At 63.8% G+C, this 18,579-nt stretch carries 19 protein-coding genes; all 19 read right to left on the bottom strand.

The genetic code is table 11. The features are described from left to right. Positions 1-189 precede the first annotated feature (189 nt). On the bottom strand, positions 190-414 hold the full coding sequence (locus ACR9WD_RS05270) for a DUF3046 domain-containing protein (protein ID WP_038992632.1): 225 nt from the start codon (positions 412-414) through the stop codon (positions 190-192). Between the two features lie 110 nt (positions 415-524). Further along, positions 525-938 carry a helix-turn-helix domain-containing protein gene (locus ACR9WD_RS05265; protein ID WP_038992609.1) on the bottom strand — a complete coding sequence of 138 codons (414 nt, stop codon included), beginning with the start codon at positions 936-938 and terminating at the stop codon, positions 525-527. A 196-nt stretch (positions 939-1,134) separates the two neighbouring features. Then, on the bottom strand, positions 1,135-1,617 hold the full coding sequence (locus tag ACR9WD_RS05260; protein ID WP_434922872.1) for a CinA family protein: 483 nt from the start codon (positions 1,615-1,617) through the stop codon (positions 1,135-1,137). A gap of 4 nt (positions 1,618-1,621) precedes the next feature. Continuing rightward, on the bottom strand, positions 1,622-2,227 hold the full coding sequence (gene pgsA, locus ACR9WD_RS05255) for a CDP-diacylglycerol--glycerol-3-phosphate 3-phosphatidyltransferase (RefSeq protein WP_038992611.1): 606 nt from the start codon (positions 2,225-2,227) through the stop codon (positions 1,622-1,624). A gap of 5 nt (positions 2,228-2,232) precedes the next feature. Next, positions 2,233-5,223: a DNA translocase FtsK 4TM domain-containing protein gene (locus tag ACR9WD_RS05250; protein WP_434922871.1), complete on the bottom strand. Its 2,991-nt coding sequence runs from the start codon at positions 5,221-5,223 to the stop codon at positions 2,233-2,235. 96 nt (positions 5,224-5,319) lie between these two features. Next, on the bottom strand, positions 5,320-5,571 hold the full coding sequence (locus tag ACR9WD_RS05245) for a hypothetical protein (RefSeq protein ID WP_434922870.1): 252 nt from the start codon (positions 5,569-5,571) through the stop codon (positions 5,320-5,322). A 136-nt stretch (positions 5,572-5,707) separates the two neighbouring features. Further along, positions 5,708-6,169 carry a hypothetical protein gene (locus ACR9WD_RS05240; RefSeq protein ID WP_434922869.1) on the bottom strand — a complete coding sequence of 154 codons (462 nt, stop codon included), beginning with the start codon at positions 6,167-6,169 and terminating at the stop codon, positions 5,708-5,710. A gap of 87 nt (positions 6,170-6,256) precedes the next feature. After that, positions 6,257-7,660, bottom strand: a complete 1,404-nt coding sequence (mtr, locus tag ACR9WD_RS05235) for a mycothione reductase (protein WP_038992614.1) — start codon at positions 7,658-7,660, stop codon at positions 6,257-6,259. A 79-nt stretch (positions 7,661-7,739) separates the two neighbouring features. Continuing rightward, positions 7,740-8,537, bottom strand: a complete 798-nt coding sequence (locus ACR9WD_RS05230) for an ABC transporter ATP-binding protein (protein WP_434922868.1) — start codon at positions 8,535-8,537, stop codon at positions 7,740-7,742. Positions 8,538-8,567: 30 nt separating this feature from the next. After that, positions 8,568-9,653, bottom strand: a complete 1,086-nt coding sequence (locus tag ACR9WD_RS05225) for a FecCD family ABC transporter permease (RefSeq protein ID WP_233125309.1) — start codon at positions 9,651-9,653, stop codon at positions 8,568-8,570. Between the two features lie 17 nt (positions 9,654-9,670). Continuing rightward, positions 9,671-10,375 (bottom strand): hypothetical protein, encoded by a 705-nt coding sequence (locus ACR9WD_RS05220; RefSeq protein WP_434922867.1) that lies wholly within the window; start codon positions 10,373-10,375, stop codon positions 9,671-9,673. A gap of 24 nt (positions 10,376-10,399) precedes the next feature. Then, positions 10,400-10,918 carry a hypothetical protein gene (locus ACR9WD_RS05215; protein ID WP_434922866.1) on the bottom strand — a complete coding sequence of 173 codons (519 nt, stop codon included), beginning with the start codon at positions 10,916-10,918 and terminating at the stop codon, positions 10,400-10,402. Then, positions 10,918-11,937, bottom strand: coding sequence for an ABC transporter substrate-binding protein (locus tag ACR9WD_RS05210; protein WP_434922865.1), 1,020 nt, complete (start codon positions 11,935-11,937; stop codon positions 10,918-10,920). Before ACR9WD_RS05210 ends, ACR9WD_RS05215 begins: the two co-directional genes overlap by 1 nt. Before the next feature lie 228 nt (positions 11,938-12,165). Beyond that, positions 12,166-13,068, bottom strand: coding sequence for an ABC transporter substrate-binding protein (locus ACR9WD_RS05205; RefSeq protein WP_204721344.1), 903 nt, complete (start codon positions 13,066-13,068; stop codon positions 12,166-12,168). Next, positions 13,065-13,793, bottom strand: coding sequence for an ABC transporter permease (locus tag ACR9WD_RS05200; RefSeq protein ID WP_038992621.1), 729 nt, complete (start codon positions 13,791-13,793; stop codon positions 13,065-13,067). Before ACR9WD_RS05200 ends, ACR9WD_RS05205 begins: the two co-directional genes overlap by 4 nt. Beyond that, positions 13,790-14,476: an ABC transporter permease gene (locus ACR9WD_RS05195; protein ID WP_190264801.1), complete on the bottom strand. Its 687-nt coding sequence runs from the start codon at positions 14,474-14,476 to the stop codon at positions 13,790-13,792. The genes ACR9WD_RS05200 and ACR9WD_RS05195 overlap by 4 nt, the downstream gene beginning before the upstream one ends. Continuing rightward, positions 14,473-15,300, bottom strand: coding sequence for an ABC transporter ATP-binding protein (locus ACR9WD_RS05190; RefSeq protein ID WP_121867782.1), 828 nt, complete (start codon positions 15,298-15,300; stop codon positions 14,473-14,475). The genes ACR9WD_RS05195 and ACR9WD_RS05190 overlap by 4 nt, the downstream gene beginning before the upstream one ends. Before the next feature lie 599 nt (positions 15,301-15,899). Beyond that, on the bottom strand, positions 15,900-17,606 hold the full coding sequence (locus tag ACR9WD_RS05185) for a ribonuclease J (RefSeq protein ID WP_073706782.1): 1,707 nt from the start codon (positions 17,604-17,606) through the stop codon (positions 15,900-15,902). Positions 17,607-17,625: 19 nt separating this feature from the next. Next, positions 17,626-18,537, bottom strand: a complete 912-nt coding sequence (gene dapA, locus ACR9WD_RS05180; RefSeq protein ID WP_038989608.1) for a 4-hydroxy-tetrahydrodipicolinate synthase — start codon at positions 18,535-18,537, stop codon at positions 17,626-17,628. Positions 18,538-18,579: the final 42 nt, after the last annotated feature.

The raw sequence follows: 18,579 nt of genomic DNA, 5'->3' as shown, positions 1-18,579 counted from the left end.
CTGCAATAGACAGTATGCTTGCCCACCGACACTTTGGACTCCGATAGCCCAGAAGTGTGGACAATCCCAGTGCTTAAGTTCTTGGCGCAGTTTCCTGCGTTGTTTCCAGCATAACCCTATCCGAACAGGTGTTCGAAATTCAACACGGCGTGTTCGAAGAATTACTGCATGGGTATTCGAATGGAATCCCTACGATTGCTTCGGCTCGATATCCACGCCAAGCCAGCGTTCAGCCGGAACATCTTGCGCCCGGCACAGGGCTTCCCAGATCTGCTTGGGCTTGATGCCCCTATCGAGCGCCTGTGCCGCAGTCAGGCTGCCGAGTTCGGTCAGGGCCATGGAATCGGCCAGCACGCGGGAGTACCGCGGGCCGAACTCGTTTTCCATATTTCGCCAGAAATCGCTGATTTTCACCTGATAATTCTCCCACGCAAAGGCAAGGAGCCCGCGCATTTCGCGCAGGCTCCTTGCATGGCTGCCGGCAGTCTCGATTACTGAGTAGCGGCGGCCTGGAAAAGATGATGCTAGACCGAGGCCAGTGGCTTGCTGTTGCCCTTGGCGGCAAACTCGTCGGCCATATCCGTTGGGACGGTATCCGGGATCGCAATGCCCTCTGCCAGGGCAACGCGCTCGGATACTTCACGGAGCATCAATGACAATGGGATTTCCAGCGCAACGCAGATTGAAGAGAGCAGCTCCGAAGAGGCTTCTTTCTGGCCACGCTCAACCTCGGACAGGTATCCGAGGGAAACTCGTGCGCTGTGCGAAACCTCGCGCAGGGTACGACCCTGGCGCTGGCGGACGTCGCGCAGGACATCGCCGATTTCATGACGGAGTACTACCATTTTGTGCTCCTCCTTCTCGGGCTGGACCATATGGGCTTCTCCCATATCGCGCCAACGGACGACACCATTGACAGTTACGGGTTGCTTGACCATGAATTTAGCCTCTGCTCCTAGGTCCATCTCGAAGATCTAATCAAATACGGGGGCCATCCTTGCGGCCCGGCAATTCGTACAACGACAGGCCATACGATTTTGTTCCCGTACGTTCACCCTAATCACATAAATGCGAGCTACGCCACATCCGGGATGGTTTTTGCGTAATATCCCAGGAAGAAAAGTATTTCGTGTCTTACTGTGAAGAAGCTTTATCCAAGATGGAAGCGAACTGGTGAAGTGCCGCTTGGGTGCTCTGCTCGCGAATCTGCGCCCGGTCCCCCACAAAGTGGTGGGCCTCGGATCCGGATTTGTCTCCAATGGCCCATCCAATATACACGGTGCCCACGGCCTTGCCATCGTGCGGCTCAGGGCCGGCGACTCCGGTTGCCGAAATCGCCGCGTCGGCGCCGCAGGCTCGCTGCGCGCCGACGGCCATCTGCCGGGCCACCTCGGGATCCACCGATCCGTTGGCCGCCAGCAGTGCTTCGTCGACGCCCAGCAGCGAGGACTTGACCTCGGAGGAATAGCTGACGACTCCCCCGCGCAATACGGCCGAGGCACCGGGAACTTCGGCCAGGCGCGCTGCGATCATTCCGGCGGTCAGCGATTCCGCGGTCGCCAGCTGCACGGCGCCGTCGATGGCCTTGGCAATCACCTCGGGGGCGGTGGGCCTCATGGCGTCACTGCTCCCGCTTCTTGGCGGCCGCCACCAGCTGGCCGGCCTTGATGAGGTATTCGATGCCGGTGACCACGGTGACCGCCAGGGTCAGCAGCATCAGGTACCAGGCCGCGGTGCCCAGCCAGTCAATGGTGTGGGTGTAGGGCAGCAGGTACACCCCGATCACGATCGCCTGCAGCACGGTCTTGATCTTCCCGCCCATGTTCGCGGCGATCACGCCGTAGCGGATGACCACCACGCGCAGCAGGGTGATGCCCCATTCGCGGACCAGGATCACGATGGTGACCCACCAGGGCAGCTCGGCCAGGATCGAGAAGCACACCAGCGCCGAGCCGGTGAGCAGCTTGTCCGCGATCGGGTCGGCGATCTTGCCGAAGTTGGTGATCAGCCCGCGGCTGCGCGCCAGGTCCCCGTCGAGCTTGTCGGTGTACATGGCCACTACGAACAGTGCCAGCGCGACCCAGCGCCATAGGCCCTGCTCGTGGTTGTCCGCCATCAGCGCCCAGATGAAGAACGGCACCATGATGATGCGGATGGTGGTGAGCACGTTGGCGATGTTCAGCGTCGGTACCGGTGGCTGGGCACTGCGGCCAGCTTGCTCGCTCATGGGTATCAGTTTCTTCCTGTCAGGTTCCAGGCGTCCTCGCCCGAATCGTCGTCATCGGAGCCGTCGAAGTAGTCCACGGCCTGCGGGCGATCCTCCAGATCCCTGGCGACCAGGTCCTCGGCATAGTCGGTGACCGGCTCGGCATGGTTCACGTTGGCCTCGGCGACCAGCGCCGCCTCGGTGGCCGACGGGGTGCTGGTGGCCGGATCGTCGCCGCGCATCGCGGCCAGCACCATCGGCAGGTCGTCCGGCTGGATCAGCACGTCGCGGGCCTTGGAGCCTTCGGAAGGGCCGACCACGCCGCGCGATTCCATCAGGTCCATCAGGCGACCTGCCTTGGCGAAGCCCACGCGCAGCTTGCGCTGCAGCATCGAGGTGGAGCCGAACTGGCTGGTGACCACGAGCTCGGTGGCCTGCAGCAGCAGTTCCAGGTCGTCTCCGATGTCCTCGTCGATCTGCTTCTTCTTCTCGGCGGCCGGGATCACGTCGTCCCGGTATTCGGGCTGCAGCTGGCTCTTGACGTGCTCGACGACGCGGTGGATCTCCGATTCGGTGACCCAGGCGCCCTGGACGCGCATCGGCTTGGAGGTGCCCATCGGCAGGAACAGCGCGTCGCCCTGGCCCAGCAGCTTCTCCGCGCCGGGCTGGTCGAGCACCACGCGGGAGTCGGTGACCGAGGAGGTGGCGAAGGCCATGCGCGAAGGCACGTTGGCCTTGATCAGGCCGGTGACCACGTCAACCGACGGGCGCTGGGTGGCCAGCACCAGATGGATGCCGGCGGCACGCGCCAGCTGGGTGATGCGCACGATGGACTCTTCCACATCGCGCGGGGCGACCATCATCAAATCGGCGAGCTCGTCGACGATCACCAGCAGGTACGGGTAGGGCTTGAGCACGCGCTTGGAACCCTCGGGAGGGTGCACCTTGCCGGCCTTGACCGCCTTGTTGAAGTCGTCGATGTGCTTGAAGCCGAAGTTGGCCAGGTCGTCGTAGCGGGTGTCCATTTCGCGGACCACCCACTGCAGGGCCTCGGCGGCCTTCTTCGGGTTGGTGATGATCGGGGTGATCAGGTGCGGCACGCCCTCGTAGGCGGTGAGCTCCACGCGCTTGGGGTCGACCATGACCATGCGCACCTCGTCGGGGGTGGCGCGCATCAGGATCGAGGTGATCATCGAGTTCACGAACGAGGACTTGCCCGCGCCGGTGGCGCCGGCCACCAGCAGGTGCGGCATCTTGGCCAAGTTGGCCACGACGAAGCCGCCCTCGACGTCCTTGCCCACGCCCATCACCATCGGGTGCTCGGACTTGCGGGCGTTGGAGCTGCGCAGCACGTCGCCCAGGGCGACGACTTCCTTGTCGGTGTTCGGGATCTCGATGCCGATGGCGGACTTGCCCGGGATCGGCGAGAGGATGCGCACATCCGAGGAGGCCACGGCGTAGGAGATGTTCTTGGACAGCGCGGTGACCTTCTCCACCTTGGTGCCCGGGGCCAGCTCGATCTCGTAGCGGGTCACCGTCGGGCCGCGCGAGAAGCCGGTGACCTGCGCGTCGACCTTGAACTGCTGCAGCGTGTTGGTCAGCGCGTCGACCACCACCTGATTGGCTTCGGAGGCTTCCTTGGCCGGCGGGCCGGCAGGCAGGTAGTGCTCCTCGGGCAGGGTGTAGGTGACATCCCCGGAGAGCTGCAGCTGCTCGCTGCGCGCCGGGATCGGCGCCTGCGGGGAAGTTCCGAGCCCGGCGGCGCGCGAGGAGACCTGGTCCATCGCTGAGGTGGTGGCTTCGGGTTCGGCCTTCAGCCCGATGTTGGCCATGATCTCGGCCATTTCGGCCTCGGCCTTGGTGGGGCGCTTGACCCCCGGCGGCGGGCCGGCCGGTTTCGGGATCGCCACTGTGGCGGCGTCTTCGCTGGCATCGGCGGGGCCGGAGCCATCCAGCTGCGGGCGGGCGATGGCCTGGGTGGCCGCCTCGTCGGCGTCGAAGATCTTGCCGGAGTTGCGGCTGGCCGCAGGCATCGCGTCGGTGGCAGGATCATCCTCGCCGATGACCGCCTGGTCGTAGGCGATATCGCCGGAGCGGTCGGAATTCTCCGTCCCATCCACGTCGTAGACTTCGGTGACCTTGCGGGCGGCGGCTGCACGGCGCTCGAAGAAGCCCGGCTTCTTCTTTTTCGGTGCCGGGGCCTCGGCCTCGGCCTCGGGATAGAGGTAGGACTGGTCGTGGTCCTCGCGGGTGGCATCCAGTTCCATCGCGGCGGTGGCCCGGGTGGCGCGCGGCGTATCCGGGTCCTGGCCGAGCAGGCGGTTGTAGCCGGCGCGCACGCGCGCAGGGATCTGCATCACCGGGGTGGCGGTGACGATCAGGATCGACATGAACACCAGGAAAATGAACACCGCCATGGCACCCGGAACCGAGATCAGCAGGCCCAGCGGGGTGCCCAGGATGGACCCGGCCATGCCGCCGGCATTCCACAGCGCTTCGAAGTCGTCGGTGACCGCCGGCGAGCCGTTGGCCAGCGAGGCGATGGACGAGCCGGAGAGCGTCATGATCAGCAGCCCGATGCCGATGCGGTTGTTCGCGGTGACAGCTTCGGGGTAGCGGAAGAGCCGGAAGGCGCCGATGAACAGGATGACCGGCAGCAGCACCGCCATGAAGCCCAGGGTGCCGCCGGCGACAGCGTGCACGCCGGTGCCGAACCAGCCGGCATCGCGCAGGCCCCACCATTCGATGACCGCGACGATGATCGCGATCAGCGCGAGGAACAAGCCGGTGCCGTCGCGGCGCAGCTCGTAGTCAGGCTTGACGGTTCCGCCGATGCGGCGGAACGCGCCGCCGAAGATCCGGGCAATGCCCATCCACACGCTGCGGATTGCGCGCAGCGGCAGGGCGAGTTCCGCATCCGGGTTCTCGGGCGTTTTCTTGGAGGACGAGGAGCTGGACGCCTTGGGTTTGCGCGTCGCAGTCTTCTTCGTCCCCTGAGACTGGGTACGTGAGGCCATACTCCAAGGGTATCGCCATACGCTGGATGCACCCCGAATTTACACGTCTGCACGGGTGCTGCAGCGGCTAGATAATCATCACGCCGCAGGACCGGGCTATGGCGTGTACTCGATCACCAGGGTGTAGCCGCCGGGGCTTGGCATGCAGCCATGGCTGTCCACCTGGTACCCGGAGGCCTCGAAGGCATCCACCGTGGCAGTTTCCATCATGGCGCAGGTGCCGGCACTGGAGACTTCCTGGGTGTAGGCCATGGCGCTGGCGTAGGCGGCCGGGATGGCTGCCAGCGCCCACGCCCCGGCCAGCATCGTTGCCGCGGCGCAGGCGCCGAGGCGGCTTGCGGACTTCATGCGCTCTCCTTCCCTGCGTTGGAACCGGCGCCTGGACCTGGCGCCCGCCTCCCGACCTGCCACAGCGAGCGGTGCTCGGCCAGCGGCGCCCAGCTGGCAACCAGCTGGCGCTTGGGCCGTCGCTCCCCAGAGATCTTCAGCCTCGGGCGGTGCAGCAGTTGAGCCCGGCCAGGATGGCGGATCCCGCGGCGAAGCACACCACCAGCAGCCCCAGGGCAGTACCGAGGAATGGCGCCGGATTCGTATCGTCCAGGCCCATGGCGGCGATCGCCACCGCGGGAAGCATGGCGGCGACGGCAGCTCCGAGGCCGGCGGCTGCCGATTGCCGGGTGCCACTGGCCTCCGGTTTCCCCGCGGCTTGGATTTCAAGGGCCGCATGCGCCCCGCTGCAGCAGATCAACCCCATCAGCACGCCGGCTATCGCGCCGTAGGCCAGCGGCAAGCCCAATTCGCCGAGGTTGCTGCCGTAGCCATCCTGGCCGATCGGCCAGAACATCCAGAGCACCGCCAGCATGCCCAGACCCAAGCCCACGCCCGCGGCGATCAGGAACATGCTGCCGGTCTTCGAGGTCGCGGTTCGCGCGGTATTCCGAGTCATGGCTTCAGCCTAGGACAGCGTGGCGCCATTGGCTACTGGCCTGCGGATTCATCTGCCGGCGGCCAGTGAACTGGCCGGCTTCGGCCGCTAGGAGAAATCCAGGCCGAGCAACGCGTTCTCGGTGACCTCCGGCAGGGCCGGGTGGATCCAGTACTGCTTGGTTGCCACCTCGCGCACGTCCAGACCGAAGGCCATGACTGTGATCATCTGCTGGATCAGCGTCGAGGCCTGCGGGCCCATGTAGTGCGCACCGAGCAGCTTGCCGGTGTCCCGGTCGGCGATGAGCTTTGCGATGCCGGTGCCATCTTCCATCGCCCAGCCGTAGGCCACGTCCCCGTACTTCTGCACCTTGACCGTGACATCATGCCCGGCCTCGCGGGCTTGATCTTCGGTCATCCCGACGTAGGCGATCTGCGGGTGGGTGAAGACCGCGGCCGGCACGTGCTCGTGCGGCATCTTCACCATGTCCTGCGGGTTCAGCAGGTTGTGGCGCACCGCGCGCATCTCGGCGTTGGCCACATGCTTGAGCTGGAAGGGCGAGGAAATATCGCCCAGCGCCCAGACACCTTCAGCGGAAGTCGAGCGGCCGTATTCGTCCACGCTGACCTGCCCGTCGTCCGAGGCGATGCCTGCATTCTGCAGGTCCAACTGGTCGCCGTTGGGCACCCGCCCGGTCGCTACCAGCAGCACCTCGGCGCTGGCGGTGGAGCCGTCATCCAGGGTCAGCACCACCCCGTCGCTTTCCTGCACGGCGCTGGCCACCGTCCGTCCCATGCGCACGTCATAGCGTTCGGCGGCCAGCTGGTTGAAGGGCTCGCGCAGGTCGGCATCCAGGTGGCGCATCAGCTCGGAGCGGGCCAGGATGGTGACCTTGGTGCCCAGCGCCTCGAAGACGTGGGCGAACTCCATGGCAATGTAGCCGCCGCCGATGATCACAATGGACTTCGGCTGGCTCGCCAAGCGCATGATGTCCTCGTTCGTGTGGTAATGCACCCCCGAATCAATGATTTCCTGCGGAATGAAGGGGCGCGAACCGGCGGCCAGGACAATCTGGTCCGCGCTGATGGTCTTGGCTTCTGCTCCCTGCCCGGTGCGCAGCGTGCGCTCGCCGACGAAACGCGCGTGCTGGTCATAGACGTCGATGTTCGGCGTCTGCTCGCCGCGGCGGTACTCCTCGCCGCCCTGGGCGATCGGATCGATGCGCTTGCCGAAGACCCTGCTGACGATGCCGGGCCAGTCCACGGAATTGACTTGGGCGTCGATTCCCAGCCGTGCCGATTCCCTGGTTTCCAAGGCGACGTCTGCGGCATAGACATACATCTTGGTCGGGATGCAGCCGACGTTCAGGCAGGTGCCGCCGAAGGCGCCCTTCTCGATGATGGCAATGGACTGCCCGTCGAATTCGGGACCGGGAATGGAGTTGCCCGATCCGGTGCCGAGGATGATCAGATCGTAGTGCTTGTCTGCTTCGATAGCGGCGGAAGACGTCATGGCAGGTGTACCTTTCACGGTCAATGCTTGGGGCCCGGCAGGCAGGCGGGTGGACAGCGCTTGCCTACCGGGCAGGCTATCATCCGGGAACCGGACTTCCGCTATGTTGCAGTTCTGGCTCATCGGCCAGGCTGAACACCAGCTGCAGGATCCCGTCCACGAGCACCGGCTGCGCATGGATCCCGTAGACCTGCAGCAGGAGTTCGGGCGCCAGCACCTGGTGGGGCGTCCCCGCGGCGATGATTCCGCCGTTGGCCAGCAGCACCAGCTTGCTGCAGTAGCGGGCCGCCAGATTCAGGTCGTGCAGCACCACCACCGTGGTGGTTCCCAGTTCTCCGACCATGCGCAGCAGCTCATGCTGGTAGCGGATGTCGAGGTGGTTGGTGGGCTCGTCCAGCAGCAGGTGCTCGGCCTTCTGGGCCAAGGTCCGGGCCACCAGCACGCGCTGCTTCTCGCCCCCGGAGAGGGTCGAGTAGCGGCGGTCGGCCAGGTGCCGGGCGCCGACCCGGGCCAGCGCCGAGGCAACTGCCCGGTGGTCCTCGCGGGACATGGCGGCCAGCGCCTTGCGGTGCGGTGCCCTGCCCAGGAGCACCATTTCGGCGACGCTGACCGGCAATTCGGTGGGGGTTTCCTGGGCCACGACCGCAATTCTGCGGGCCAGTTCGTTGCCGCGCAGTTCGGTGACCGGGCGTTCGTCGACAAGCACCAGCCCGGCGGTGGGCTTCAGCGCCGCATAGAGCGTGCGCAGCAGGGTGGACTTGCCGCTGCCGTTGGGGCCGATCAGCCCGACCACTTCCCCGGGGCCGGCTTGCAGCCCTGCCGATTCGATGACCAGCTTTCCGCCATAGCCCACGGATATATCGGTAGCAGTAATCATTCTTCTTGCCTTCTTCCAGGTTCGTTTTTCCTACTGGACCGCATTGAGCTTGCGAACCAGCGCGAACAGCAATGGGGCACCGAGCAGCGCCGTCACGATGCCCAGGGGCAACTCCTGCGGCGCCATGGCAGTCCGGGCCAGCACATCGGCCCAGACCAGGAACACCGCACCGAGCAACGCAGCGACCGGTATCAGGATCCGGTGCGTCGATCCAACGCACAGCCGGGCCACGTGCGGAATCACCAACCCGACAAACCCGATGCCGCCTGAGGAGGCGACCAGCGCGCCCACGCACACCGCGGTCACGACCATCACGGACGCGCGCAGCTTGGCCGGAGCTATGCCCAGTGCCTGCGCGGTGCCATCGCCAATGGCCAGCGCGTCCAGCGGCCGCGACCAATAGGCCAGCAGCGTGGCGGTCCCGAGCACCACGACCCAGGTGATCATGACCGACTGCCCGGTAGCCTGCGCCAGGGAACCCAAGGTCCAGAACAGCACCGAACGCCCGGCGTTGGGATCATCCGAAGCGAAAATCAGCAGCGAGGTGAGCGCGTGCAGCACATAGCCCACTGACACCCCTGCCAGGACCAGACGGGTGGATGTCATCTCGGAGCCGACCCGTGCCAGCAGGTAGACGAAGATCCCCGCGGCCAACGCCCCGGCAAAGGCGCTGGCCGCCAGCGAGGCCGTTCCGATGCCGGCGGCCGCTCCGAAGAGGATCGAGGCCGCCGAGAGCGTGGATGCCCCGGAGGTCACGCCCAGCAGGTACGGTTCAGCCAGGATGTTGCGGGTCAGCGCCTGCAGCGCCACCCCGGCCAGGGCCAGCCCGGCGCCGACGGCGGCGCCCAGAAGGACCCGCGGAACGCGCAGCAGCAGGACAATGGACTCATCCGATGCGCTGAAGGCACCGGAGCCGGCTGCCCCGGACAGGTGCGCCTTGAGGATCTGCAGGACGGTGCCCGGCTCAATGGCCACCGGGCCGAGCCCTACGGCCACCGGCACAGAGACCAGCAACACGCTCAGCAGCGCGCAAATCCACAGCCATGCGTGCCGGGCGCGCCGGTCATGATCCAGATCATCGCCTGAACCGGCCAGCGGCTCCCGGTGTGCTCGCACTGCAGAATCCAACGGGGTCATGGTTGCCTTTCCAGGGTTTTGGCAGGGGAAGGGGTGCGCAGGGTCAGCGCGGCAGCCAGCGCCACCAGTGTCAATGCGCACAGCACGGCAGCGGCGACCAGGTAGCCGGAGCCGGCCAGCGCCGCGCCGGAAGCCGCCGTGCCCAGGAACAAGCCCAGGGACATTCCGGCCGCGTTCAGGCTCAGCGCGGTGCCGCGCACCTGCGTGCAGCGGCTCACCAGCAGGCTCATCACGGCGGCCGAGACCACCGCGTGGCTGGCCGAAAGCACCGCTGTGCCGGCCACCGCCATCGGCAGCACCGGAGCGAGGTAGACCCCGGACAGCGCCACGAGCGAAATACCCAGGCTGATAACCATCACGGCACGGGTGCGGGCCGGCGAGTCTTCGGTATTGAGCATTCGCCCGGCCAGCAGGTGGCCGAGGAAGAAGGCCCCGCCGCTGACCGACCAGACGAAGGCGAACCAATTGGCATCCAGGGAGAATTTCTGGGCGTACAGCGGAGCGAGGAAGGCCAGATGCCCCATGAAGGCTCCGGCGCGCCCGAAGGAAACCAGCAGCAGAACCCGAGTGCCGGGCACCCCAGCCAGGGTGCGGAAGGCCGCAAGGTAGCCCAGCCGGGCAGGGGCCGGGGTGTCCCCGGCGTGCCCAGCGCCACGGCGGCCGTAGCGCAGCACCGCCGGGATCAGCGCGATGCTGAACACGGCGATGGCGACCAGATTGCCCTGTCACCCCCAGAACAGCGCCGGCAGCACCAGCAGCGGCGCGCCCACCGTGGAAGCCAAAGTCTGGGCCGTCATCACCAAGGTGGCCGCCCGGCCGGCGGCCGGCGTGGTGCCGAACCGGTCCGCGGCCGCGGTGGACAGCGCGGGATACAGCAAGGCGTTGGATACACCGGTGGCCAGGCAGAATACCGCCAGCGCGGCCGGTCCCGAAAAGGTTCCCACGATGGCTGCCAGACCCATCAGCCCCAGCGCCGCGGCGGCCACGGCGCCCGGGGCGATGCGCCCGATCAGCGGGGCCAGCGCAACTCCGGCGAGCACAGCGCCGATGCCGGCCAGCCCGCGCAGGGTTCCAGTTTCGGCGTAGCCGGCCCCGGCCCAGTCCGCGATGGGCACCAGGAAGGTGCTCAGCACCGTGAAGGGCAGCAAGCCCAGTGCCGAGGCCAGCAGCGCAGGCCAGATCTCCGCGATAATGCGCCGTTCGCTGGGCAATTGGTGCGCGGTATGCAGGTCGGTCTGGCTCATCAACGAGCCAGCCGGTCGGCGATCAGCTCGACCCCGTCCACGGCCAGCGGACCGGGCGAGGAATAGTAGTAGTTCAGCGGCACAATGGCGCTGTCCTGGTCAATGGCGGGCAAACCCGCCAATTCGGGGCGGTTGCGCAGCTCGTCGATGACCTGCTGGTCCGTTTCCAAGTTCGAGGACCCGGTCGGCAGGTACATGGCGAAGACCTTGTCGGCTGAGCTGTTCACGAGTTCTTCGGTGGAGGGCTCGAAGTAGCGCTTGGGAACGTCGCTGAAGACGTTCTCCATGCCCAGTAATTCCATCTGCTCGGCAATCAGGGATTCATGGCCGTATGACCCCAAGGTGCCGGAGACGGGCACGTACAACGGCACGCCCCGCTGCCCACTGGCCTGCTTGGCATTGCGCGCTGCCTGCTCGACGCGGGAGCGCATGTCCTTCACCGAGCCGGCGGCTACCTGTTCGGTGCCGAAGAGCTGTCCGTAGGATTCCACATCCTTGTAGATCTGGTCGAAACCGCTCAGTCCTCCGGTGGATCGATCCTCGAATCCAGCGCAGTACCCGCTGACGGTCAGCATCTTCACTCCGGTGCTTTCCAAACGCTCTGCCAACGAATCCAGATCGATTCCGGCTGCGATATCGGTTCCGATCACCACGTCCGCACCCGAGGCCAGGATCATTTCGTAGGAGACGTCATGGGAGTCTTCGGTGATCCGATCGGCCTTGCGCACCACCGCCATGGTTTCTTCGTCGAAAGGCACCTGCATGCTGCCTGCGTAGTGCGTGAGCTTGTCTCCCGCTCCAGCGGCAGTCAATAGGGCTGGCGCTTCCGAACCCACAGCGAGAACGCTTTCCGGGGCCTTGTCGAAGACTACTTGCCTTCCGCAGCTGTCTAGGACAAGGTTTGTCGTCTCGGCACCCTGCGGCGCGCCGCTGGCGGATCCGGCCGGCGTGCTGCACCCGGTTACCAAAGCCAAGACTGCAACTGGCACGGCCAGCTTCCAGGGGTTGAGTTTTTTCATCTATCAGTGCTCCATTCATGGCAGGCGGGCGTCGACCGCCGAATTCCAGCGAGTCCTCAGCCAACAACGCTAAACACTAATGAGAATCATTATCAATTGTCAAAATATGTCAGCACCGCGCTCTTCCCAGCCCAAGCCGTTTTCGGGCAATGAAAAGCAGCCGCACTGCCCGATATTGAACGGGCGGCACGGCTGCCGTGATGCTGCTTTTCTGTGCTGGATTGCGGGCTAGAGTCCCTCGGAAGCCAGCCAGGCCGAAGCGATGTCGGCTGCCGATTTCTTGTCTACGGTGCTTTGGACATTCAGGTTCACCAGAACCTGCGCCGTCAGTTTCTCGCTGACCGGATTGAGGACTTCCGCCAATTCCTCGGATTGATCAGCAGCCACCAATGGCACCACGTTTGATGCCAGGAACAGCGACTTCGGATCTTCAAGAACCACGAGGTCCTCGGTCTGGATGCGCGGATCGGCGGTAAAGACGTTGGCAATGTTCACCGTGCCGGCGACCAGGTCTTCAACGGTCGTATCGCCCGTTGCAGAGAACTCCGCCTTCACGCCGTAGGTGCTTTCCAAGCCCTTGGGGCCGTAGGGGCGCTCAGCAAGTTCGGGCGGGCCGCCCACGGTCAATGGTTCGGAGATGCCGGCAAGGTCCTCGATGCTGGTGAGGTTGTTGGCTTCGGCGAATTTTTTCGTCACCGTATAGGAGTCCTGGTCCGAAGCCTCGGCGGCTTCGAGCACCGCGAGTGATTCAGGCAAGGACTTCTTCAGCTCGTCATAGACTTCCTCGGAGGAACGTGCTTCGGTGTCTTCCTTGTAGAACTGCAGCAGGTTGCCCGTGTATTCAGGGAAGACGTCAATGCTTCCGTCTTCCAGCTGAGGCATGTAGGCATCGCGCTGCCCGATGCTGAATTGCCGTTCTACTTCCATGCCGGCTCCTTCAAGTGCCTGGGCATAGATCTCGGCGACAATTTCATTTGAGTAGTAGGCCTGCGAACCTACCACGACCGTTGTTCCGCCATCCTGGGCGGCATCGCTTTCCGTGGCCAGCGGGTCCGCACTGGAGCATCCGGCCAGTACCAGGCTTCCGGCCAGCACGAGAGCGCTTGTGGAGAAAAACTGCTTCCTGTTCATGACATTTCCCTTTCGAGGGTGATTTGGTCATCGGTATAGTGGAACTTCTTCTTCGTGCGCGCACCCAGACCGCGCGGTACGGCAGCTTTCTGGGCCATGGCAAATGCCAAGTCCAGCACAAGGGCCAGCGCCGCAACCATCAAGGCTCCACCCAGGACCATGTCGAAGCGCCGCAGGTTCAGTCCGGTGATGATGGGCAAGCCCAGGCCGCCGAGGTTCACGTAGGCGGCGACAGTTACCGTGGCCACTACTTGAAGCACCGCGGAGCGGATCCCGCCCACGAGCAGGGCGAGGCCTAGTGGAATCTCGACCTTGAAGAGTATCTGCCATTCGGTCATTCCCACGGCCCTGGCAGCGTCAATGGTTTTGCGGTCAATGGCTTCGAAGCCGGTGTAGGCTCCCGCAAGCAGTGATGGAATCGCCAGCACAACGAAGGTCAGCAGGGCCGCTTCTGGCTTGTGCAGTACACCGAGCAGCAGCACCAGCAGGATCAGCAAGCCGAAGGATGGCACCGCCCGGGCAATGCCGGCGATGCCGACCGCAATTTCGCGCCCTTTGCCAGTGTGCCCGATTGCCCATCCGGCGGGGATGGCAATCACGCCAGCGATCAGCACTGCCAGCACGGTGAACAGCAGGTGCTGCCCCAGCAGGGCAGCCAGTCCCCCATCGCCCTGCCACTGTTCAGCTGCGAAGATCCATGACAGCGCATCGGAAATCAGATTCATGATGCCGCCTGTTCAGTGGACTTCGGCGCCGGCGTTCGCCGCTTCAAGGTGCTCGCCGTGGTCCACGGCATCAGCCAACGACCCGCCAGAAGCAACAGCAGGTCGACCAGCAGGGCGATCGCTGCCACTGCGATAATGCCGGCCAGGACTTCCTCGATAATGCGGCGCTGCAAGCCGTTGGTGAACAAGTAGCCCAGGTTGGTGACGCCGACCAGGATGCCAACCGTGGCCAGCGAGATCGTGCTGACCGCGGTCACGCGCAATCCGGCCAGAACCACGGGACCGGCCAACGGGAGGTCAACAGCAAAGAAACGACGTGCCGTTCCGTAGCCCATAGCCGTTGCCGCCGACCTGGTTGCCGGGTCGACCGAGTTCAGCCCGTCGACCACGCTGCGCACCATGATGGCGACCGCGTAGATCGCCAGAGCAAGAATCAAGTTGGCTTCGCTGATCGCGCTCATCCCGGTGAGCACGGGCAGTATCATCAGCAAAGCCAATGAAGGGATCGTGTAGAGCAATCCAGTGAGGCTCACGACTGGTGCGCGCAGGAGCTTGTATTTCCAGGCCACCCAACCCAGCGGGATCGACGCAGCGAATCCGAGAACGATTGCTATCACGGACTGGCGCAGGTGCTCCAGCGAAAGCGACCCAATGAGTCCGAGGTTTTCCAGGATCCAGTTCACTGGACTGTTCCGTCCTCGACAAGCTTGCCCTGCGTCCGACCTTGCGCATCGATAAGGACGGTTCCATGTTCCGTCTGCTTCAGGCTCAATGCCCGGGACCCGCGCTGCGCACCGATGAAGGAGGCGACGAAATCATTGGCTGGATGCTCAATAATTTCACTGGGGCTGCCTACTTGGAGCTTCTGTGCGCCGGCCGCCAGAATCACTACCTGGTCTCCCAGCAGGAAGGCCTCGTCAATATCGTGGGTAACAAAGACAATGGTCTTGTCGAGTTCTCTTTGGAGTCGAAGCAATTCTTCTTGCAGCTCGGCGCGAACGATAGGGTCAACCGCGCCGAAGGGCTCATCCATGAGCAGGATGTTCGGGTCCGAGGCAAGTGCCCTGGCGACACCGACACGCTGCTGCTGGCCTCCCGAGAGTTGGTGCGGATAGCGGTCGGCCTGCGCAGGAATTAAACCTACGGTTTCCATGAGTTCGAGGGCTCGTTTGCGTGACGCGGCTTTGGACATGCCTTGAAGCCGCGGCACGGTAGCGATGTTCTCCGCGACGGTGAAATGCGGCATGAGTCCCGAGTTCTGCATGACGTAGCCAATGCTTCGACGCAGTTCCACCGCTGGCTTGTTGGTGATGTCCTCCCCATCGATCCGAAGCACTCCATGGCTCGGATCAACCATGCGGTTTACCATCCGCAGCAAGGTCGTCTTGCCGCAGCCTGAGGATCCCACGAAGACTGTGGTGCGGTGTGCCGGAATTTGCAGGCTGAAATCCTTGACGGCAACCGTGCCATCCGGATAGTGCTTCGAGACGTTCTCGAACTCAATCATGCGCATTCCTCCTCGGCGGTTTCATTCCGAACCTTGTGCGATGCCTCAGCATGTTTCGTCTCCTTGAGCTGGCGTTGAGCCCAATTCTGCCTCAAAAGCGCTGTGACAGCACCCAATGCCGGGAATCATTCAGCTTCAAACAGTTTGGCGCTTACCGTATTCCTACCAGAATGTCGGTAGAGTGAGCCAAAAGCATTTTTACGGCATTTGGAGAATACATTGCACAAACGCTCGAAATTCATGGCTACTGCCGCTTTGGCAAGTGGTGCCTTGGCTCTCTCGTCACCAGCAATCGCTGACACGCAAGGTTTTACCCCAACCGGTGATTGGGACAGCACAGTTATCATGGACACTCGCACCGGGGAGGTGCTGGAGCGGATCGATGCGGACCAGTGGGATTCGGTCATTGTCATGGACGCGCAAACGGGGCACGTCGTGCCTCAAAGTCCTGCTCCGGCAATCGAACGGCCTGACTGGCCGAAGCCTGCATTCTTGAGTTTCGTTGGATGACACTGAATTTCTACACAGGCACTGTTGGAGCTGTCCAAAAAAATTATTGCCTCGAACCATAATTGGTTCGAGGCAATAATTCCGGAAGTCTAGGCTTCGAGTACTACTGGAACAATCATTGGGCGGCGGCGCAGCTTGCGCGATACCCACGAGCCGATCACGCGGCGGGTGATCTGCTGCAGCTGGTGCGTGGTGTGGTTCGGGTTGTTGCCCACTGCTTCCACAATCGCGGCTGCAATCTTCGGCTTGATCTCGTTGAAGACCGAGTCCTCTTCCGCCACACCGCGTGCGTGGATGTCCGGGCCGGAGATGATCGTGCCGTTCTGGCGGTTGATCACGGTGATGACCGAGATGAAGCCTTCCTCGCCCAGGGTGACGCGGTCCTTCAGGTCATCGTCGGTGATGGTGCCGACCTTGGAGCCGTCAACGTAGACGTATCCGCATTCGACCTGGCCGACGAGCTTCGCAACGCCGTCCTTCATGTCGATGACCGAACCGTCGTCTGCCAGCAGCACGTTGTCCTCCGGGACACCGGCCTGCGCGGCCAGCCGGCCGTTGGCAATCAGGTGGCGGGTTTCGCCGTGCACCGGGAGCACGTTCTTCGGGCGCAGGATGTTGTAGCAGTACAGCAATTCGCCAGCCGATGCGTGGCCGGAAACGTGGACCTTGGCCATGCCCTTGTGGATGACCTCTGCCCCCAAGCGCATCAAGCCATTTATCACGCGGAAGACCGAGTTCTCATTGCCCGGGATCAGGCTGGAGGCCAGGATGACGGTATCGCCCGGGTTGATCTGGACCTTGTGCTCGCCGTTGGCCATGCGGGACAGGGCGGCCATCGGCTCGCCCTGCGAACCGGTGGACATCAGCACGACCTTGTGGTCCGGCAGCGAGTCGATCTGCTTCAGGTCGACCAGCACGCCCTGCGGAACGTCGAGGTAGCCCAGGCGTTCGGCGATGCCCATGTTGCGCACCATCGAGCGGCCGATGAAGGCAACCTTGCGCCCGTGCATCGCGGCCGCATCCAGCACCTGCTGCACACGGTGCACGTGCGAGGAGAAGGACGCGACAATGATGCGGCGGCGGGCGCGCGCGAACTTGGCTTCGAGGACCGGGCCGATCTCGCGTTCGGCCACGGTGAAGCCCGGGACTTCGGCGTTGGTGGAGTCCGGCAGGAACAGGTCCACGCCTTCCTCGCCCAGACGCGCGAAGTGGCGCAGGTCGGTGATGCGGCCGTCCAGCGGCAGCTGGTCCATCTTGAAGTCGCCGGTGTGCAGCACGGTGCCGGCCTCGGTGCGCAGGAATACTGCCAGGGCGTCGGGGATCGAGTGGTTCACGGCAACGAATTCGCATTCGAAGTTGCCAACCTGCGCGATCTCGCCCTCCACCACGATGTTGGTGTTGGCCTTGATGCGGTGTTCTGCCAGCTTTGCTTCAACGAAGGCCAGGGTCAGCTTGGACCCGTACAAAGGGATGTCTTCGCGCAGGCGCAGCAGGTAAGGAACAGCACCGATATGGTCCTCGTGGCCGTGGGTCAGCACGAGGCCCACCACGTCGTCCAGGCGGTCCTTGATGTAGGAGAAGTCCGGCAGGATCAGATCCACGCCAGGCTGGTGCTCTTCGGGGAAGAGCACGCCGCAGTCGACGATCAACAGTTTCCCGTTGAGTTCGAATACGGTCATGTTTCGGCCGACCTCGCCCAAGCCGCCGAGGGGAACAATGCGCATTGTCCCCTTCTTCAGCTTCGCCGGAGCCTGCATACGCGCAGCGTCAGCCTTGCCTACTGAACTCTCAGTCATATGTGGTTAGTCCCTTTCGTTACAGATCCCATCCACCTTCACGTAGGTCCGCGCGGATGGCATCTAGCTCTGCGTCCGACGGTGCCAACAGCGGCAGCCGGACGACGGTGTTCGGCAGGACACCCTGCCAGTGAAGTCCATATTTTGCGGCAACGGCGCCCTGAATGTGGCCCATGATGCCGCGCTGGATCGCGTCCAGCTCAAAGTGTGTGGTGCGTGCAGTTGCCAGATCTCCTGCATGCATTGCATTAACTAGCGTACGGTACTTGGCGGCTGCAACGTGAGCGGTGACCGAAACCACGCCGACTGCACCGGCCGCCATCAGCGGCAGGGTCAGGCCGTCATCGCCCGAGTACACGTGCAGATCGGTGTTGGCCAGCACGGTGGTGGTGGACTGGTAATCCGCTTTGGCGTCCTTCAGCGCAATGACCTGAGGAATCTTGGCCAGCTCGATAATGGTTTCCGGTGCCAGCGCAATGCCGGTGCGTCCAGGGATGTCATAGAGCATGATGGGCAGCTCAACAGCTTCGGCGATGGCCTTCACGTGGGCGATGACGCCTGCCTGGCTTGGCTTGTTGTAGTACGGGGTGGTCAACAGCACACCGTCGACGCCCGCTTCCTTGGCTGCCAGCGAAAGCTTGATGGAGTGGCGGGTGTCGTTCGTGGTGGAACCGGCCAGCACCGCGGCCCGGCCGCCCACCGCTTTGGCGACGGTACGGAACATCTCGATGTTCTCTTCATCGGTCAAGGTCGAGGTCTCGCCGGTGGTGCCGGTGACAACTAGTCCGTCGCAGCCATCATCAACCAGCTTCGTTGCCAGTTTTGCGGCCAACGCGTAATCGACTTCACCCGCTTCGTCGAAGGGCGTGACCATAGCGGTCAGCACGGTTCCGAACGGGTATGCCTGCTTATCAATTGCACTTGTAGCCATGGGATTAAATCTACACTCGCGCATGTTGCATTGGCATCCCCG

The organism is Glutamicibacter sp. PAEs-4 (assembly GCF_051161755.1).
GTDB classification, from domain to species: Bacteria; Actinomycetota; Actinomycetes; order Actinomycetales; family Micrococcaceae; genus Glutamicibacter; species Glutamicibacter nicotianae.
Note: the sequence above shows the minus strand (reverse complement) of the source record. Positions and strands in the feature narration are given on the sequence as shown.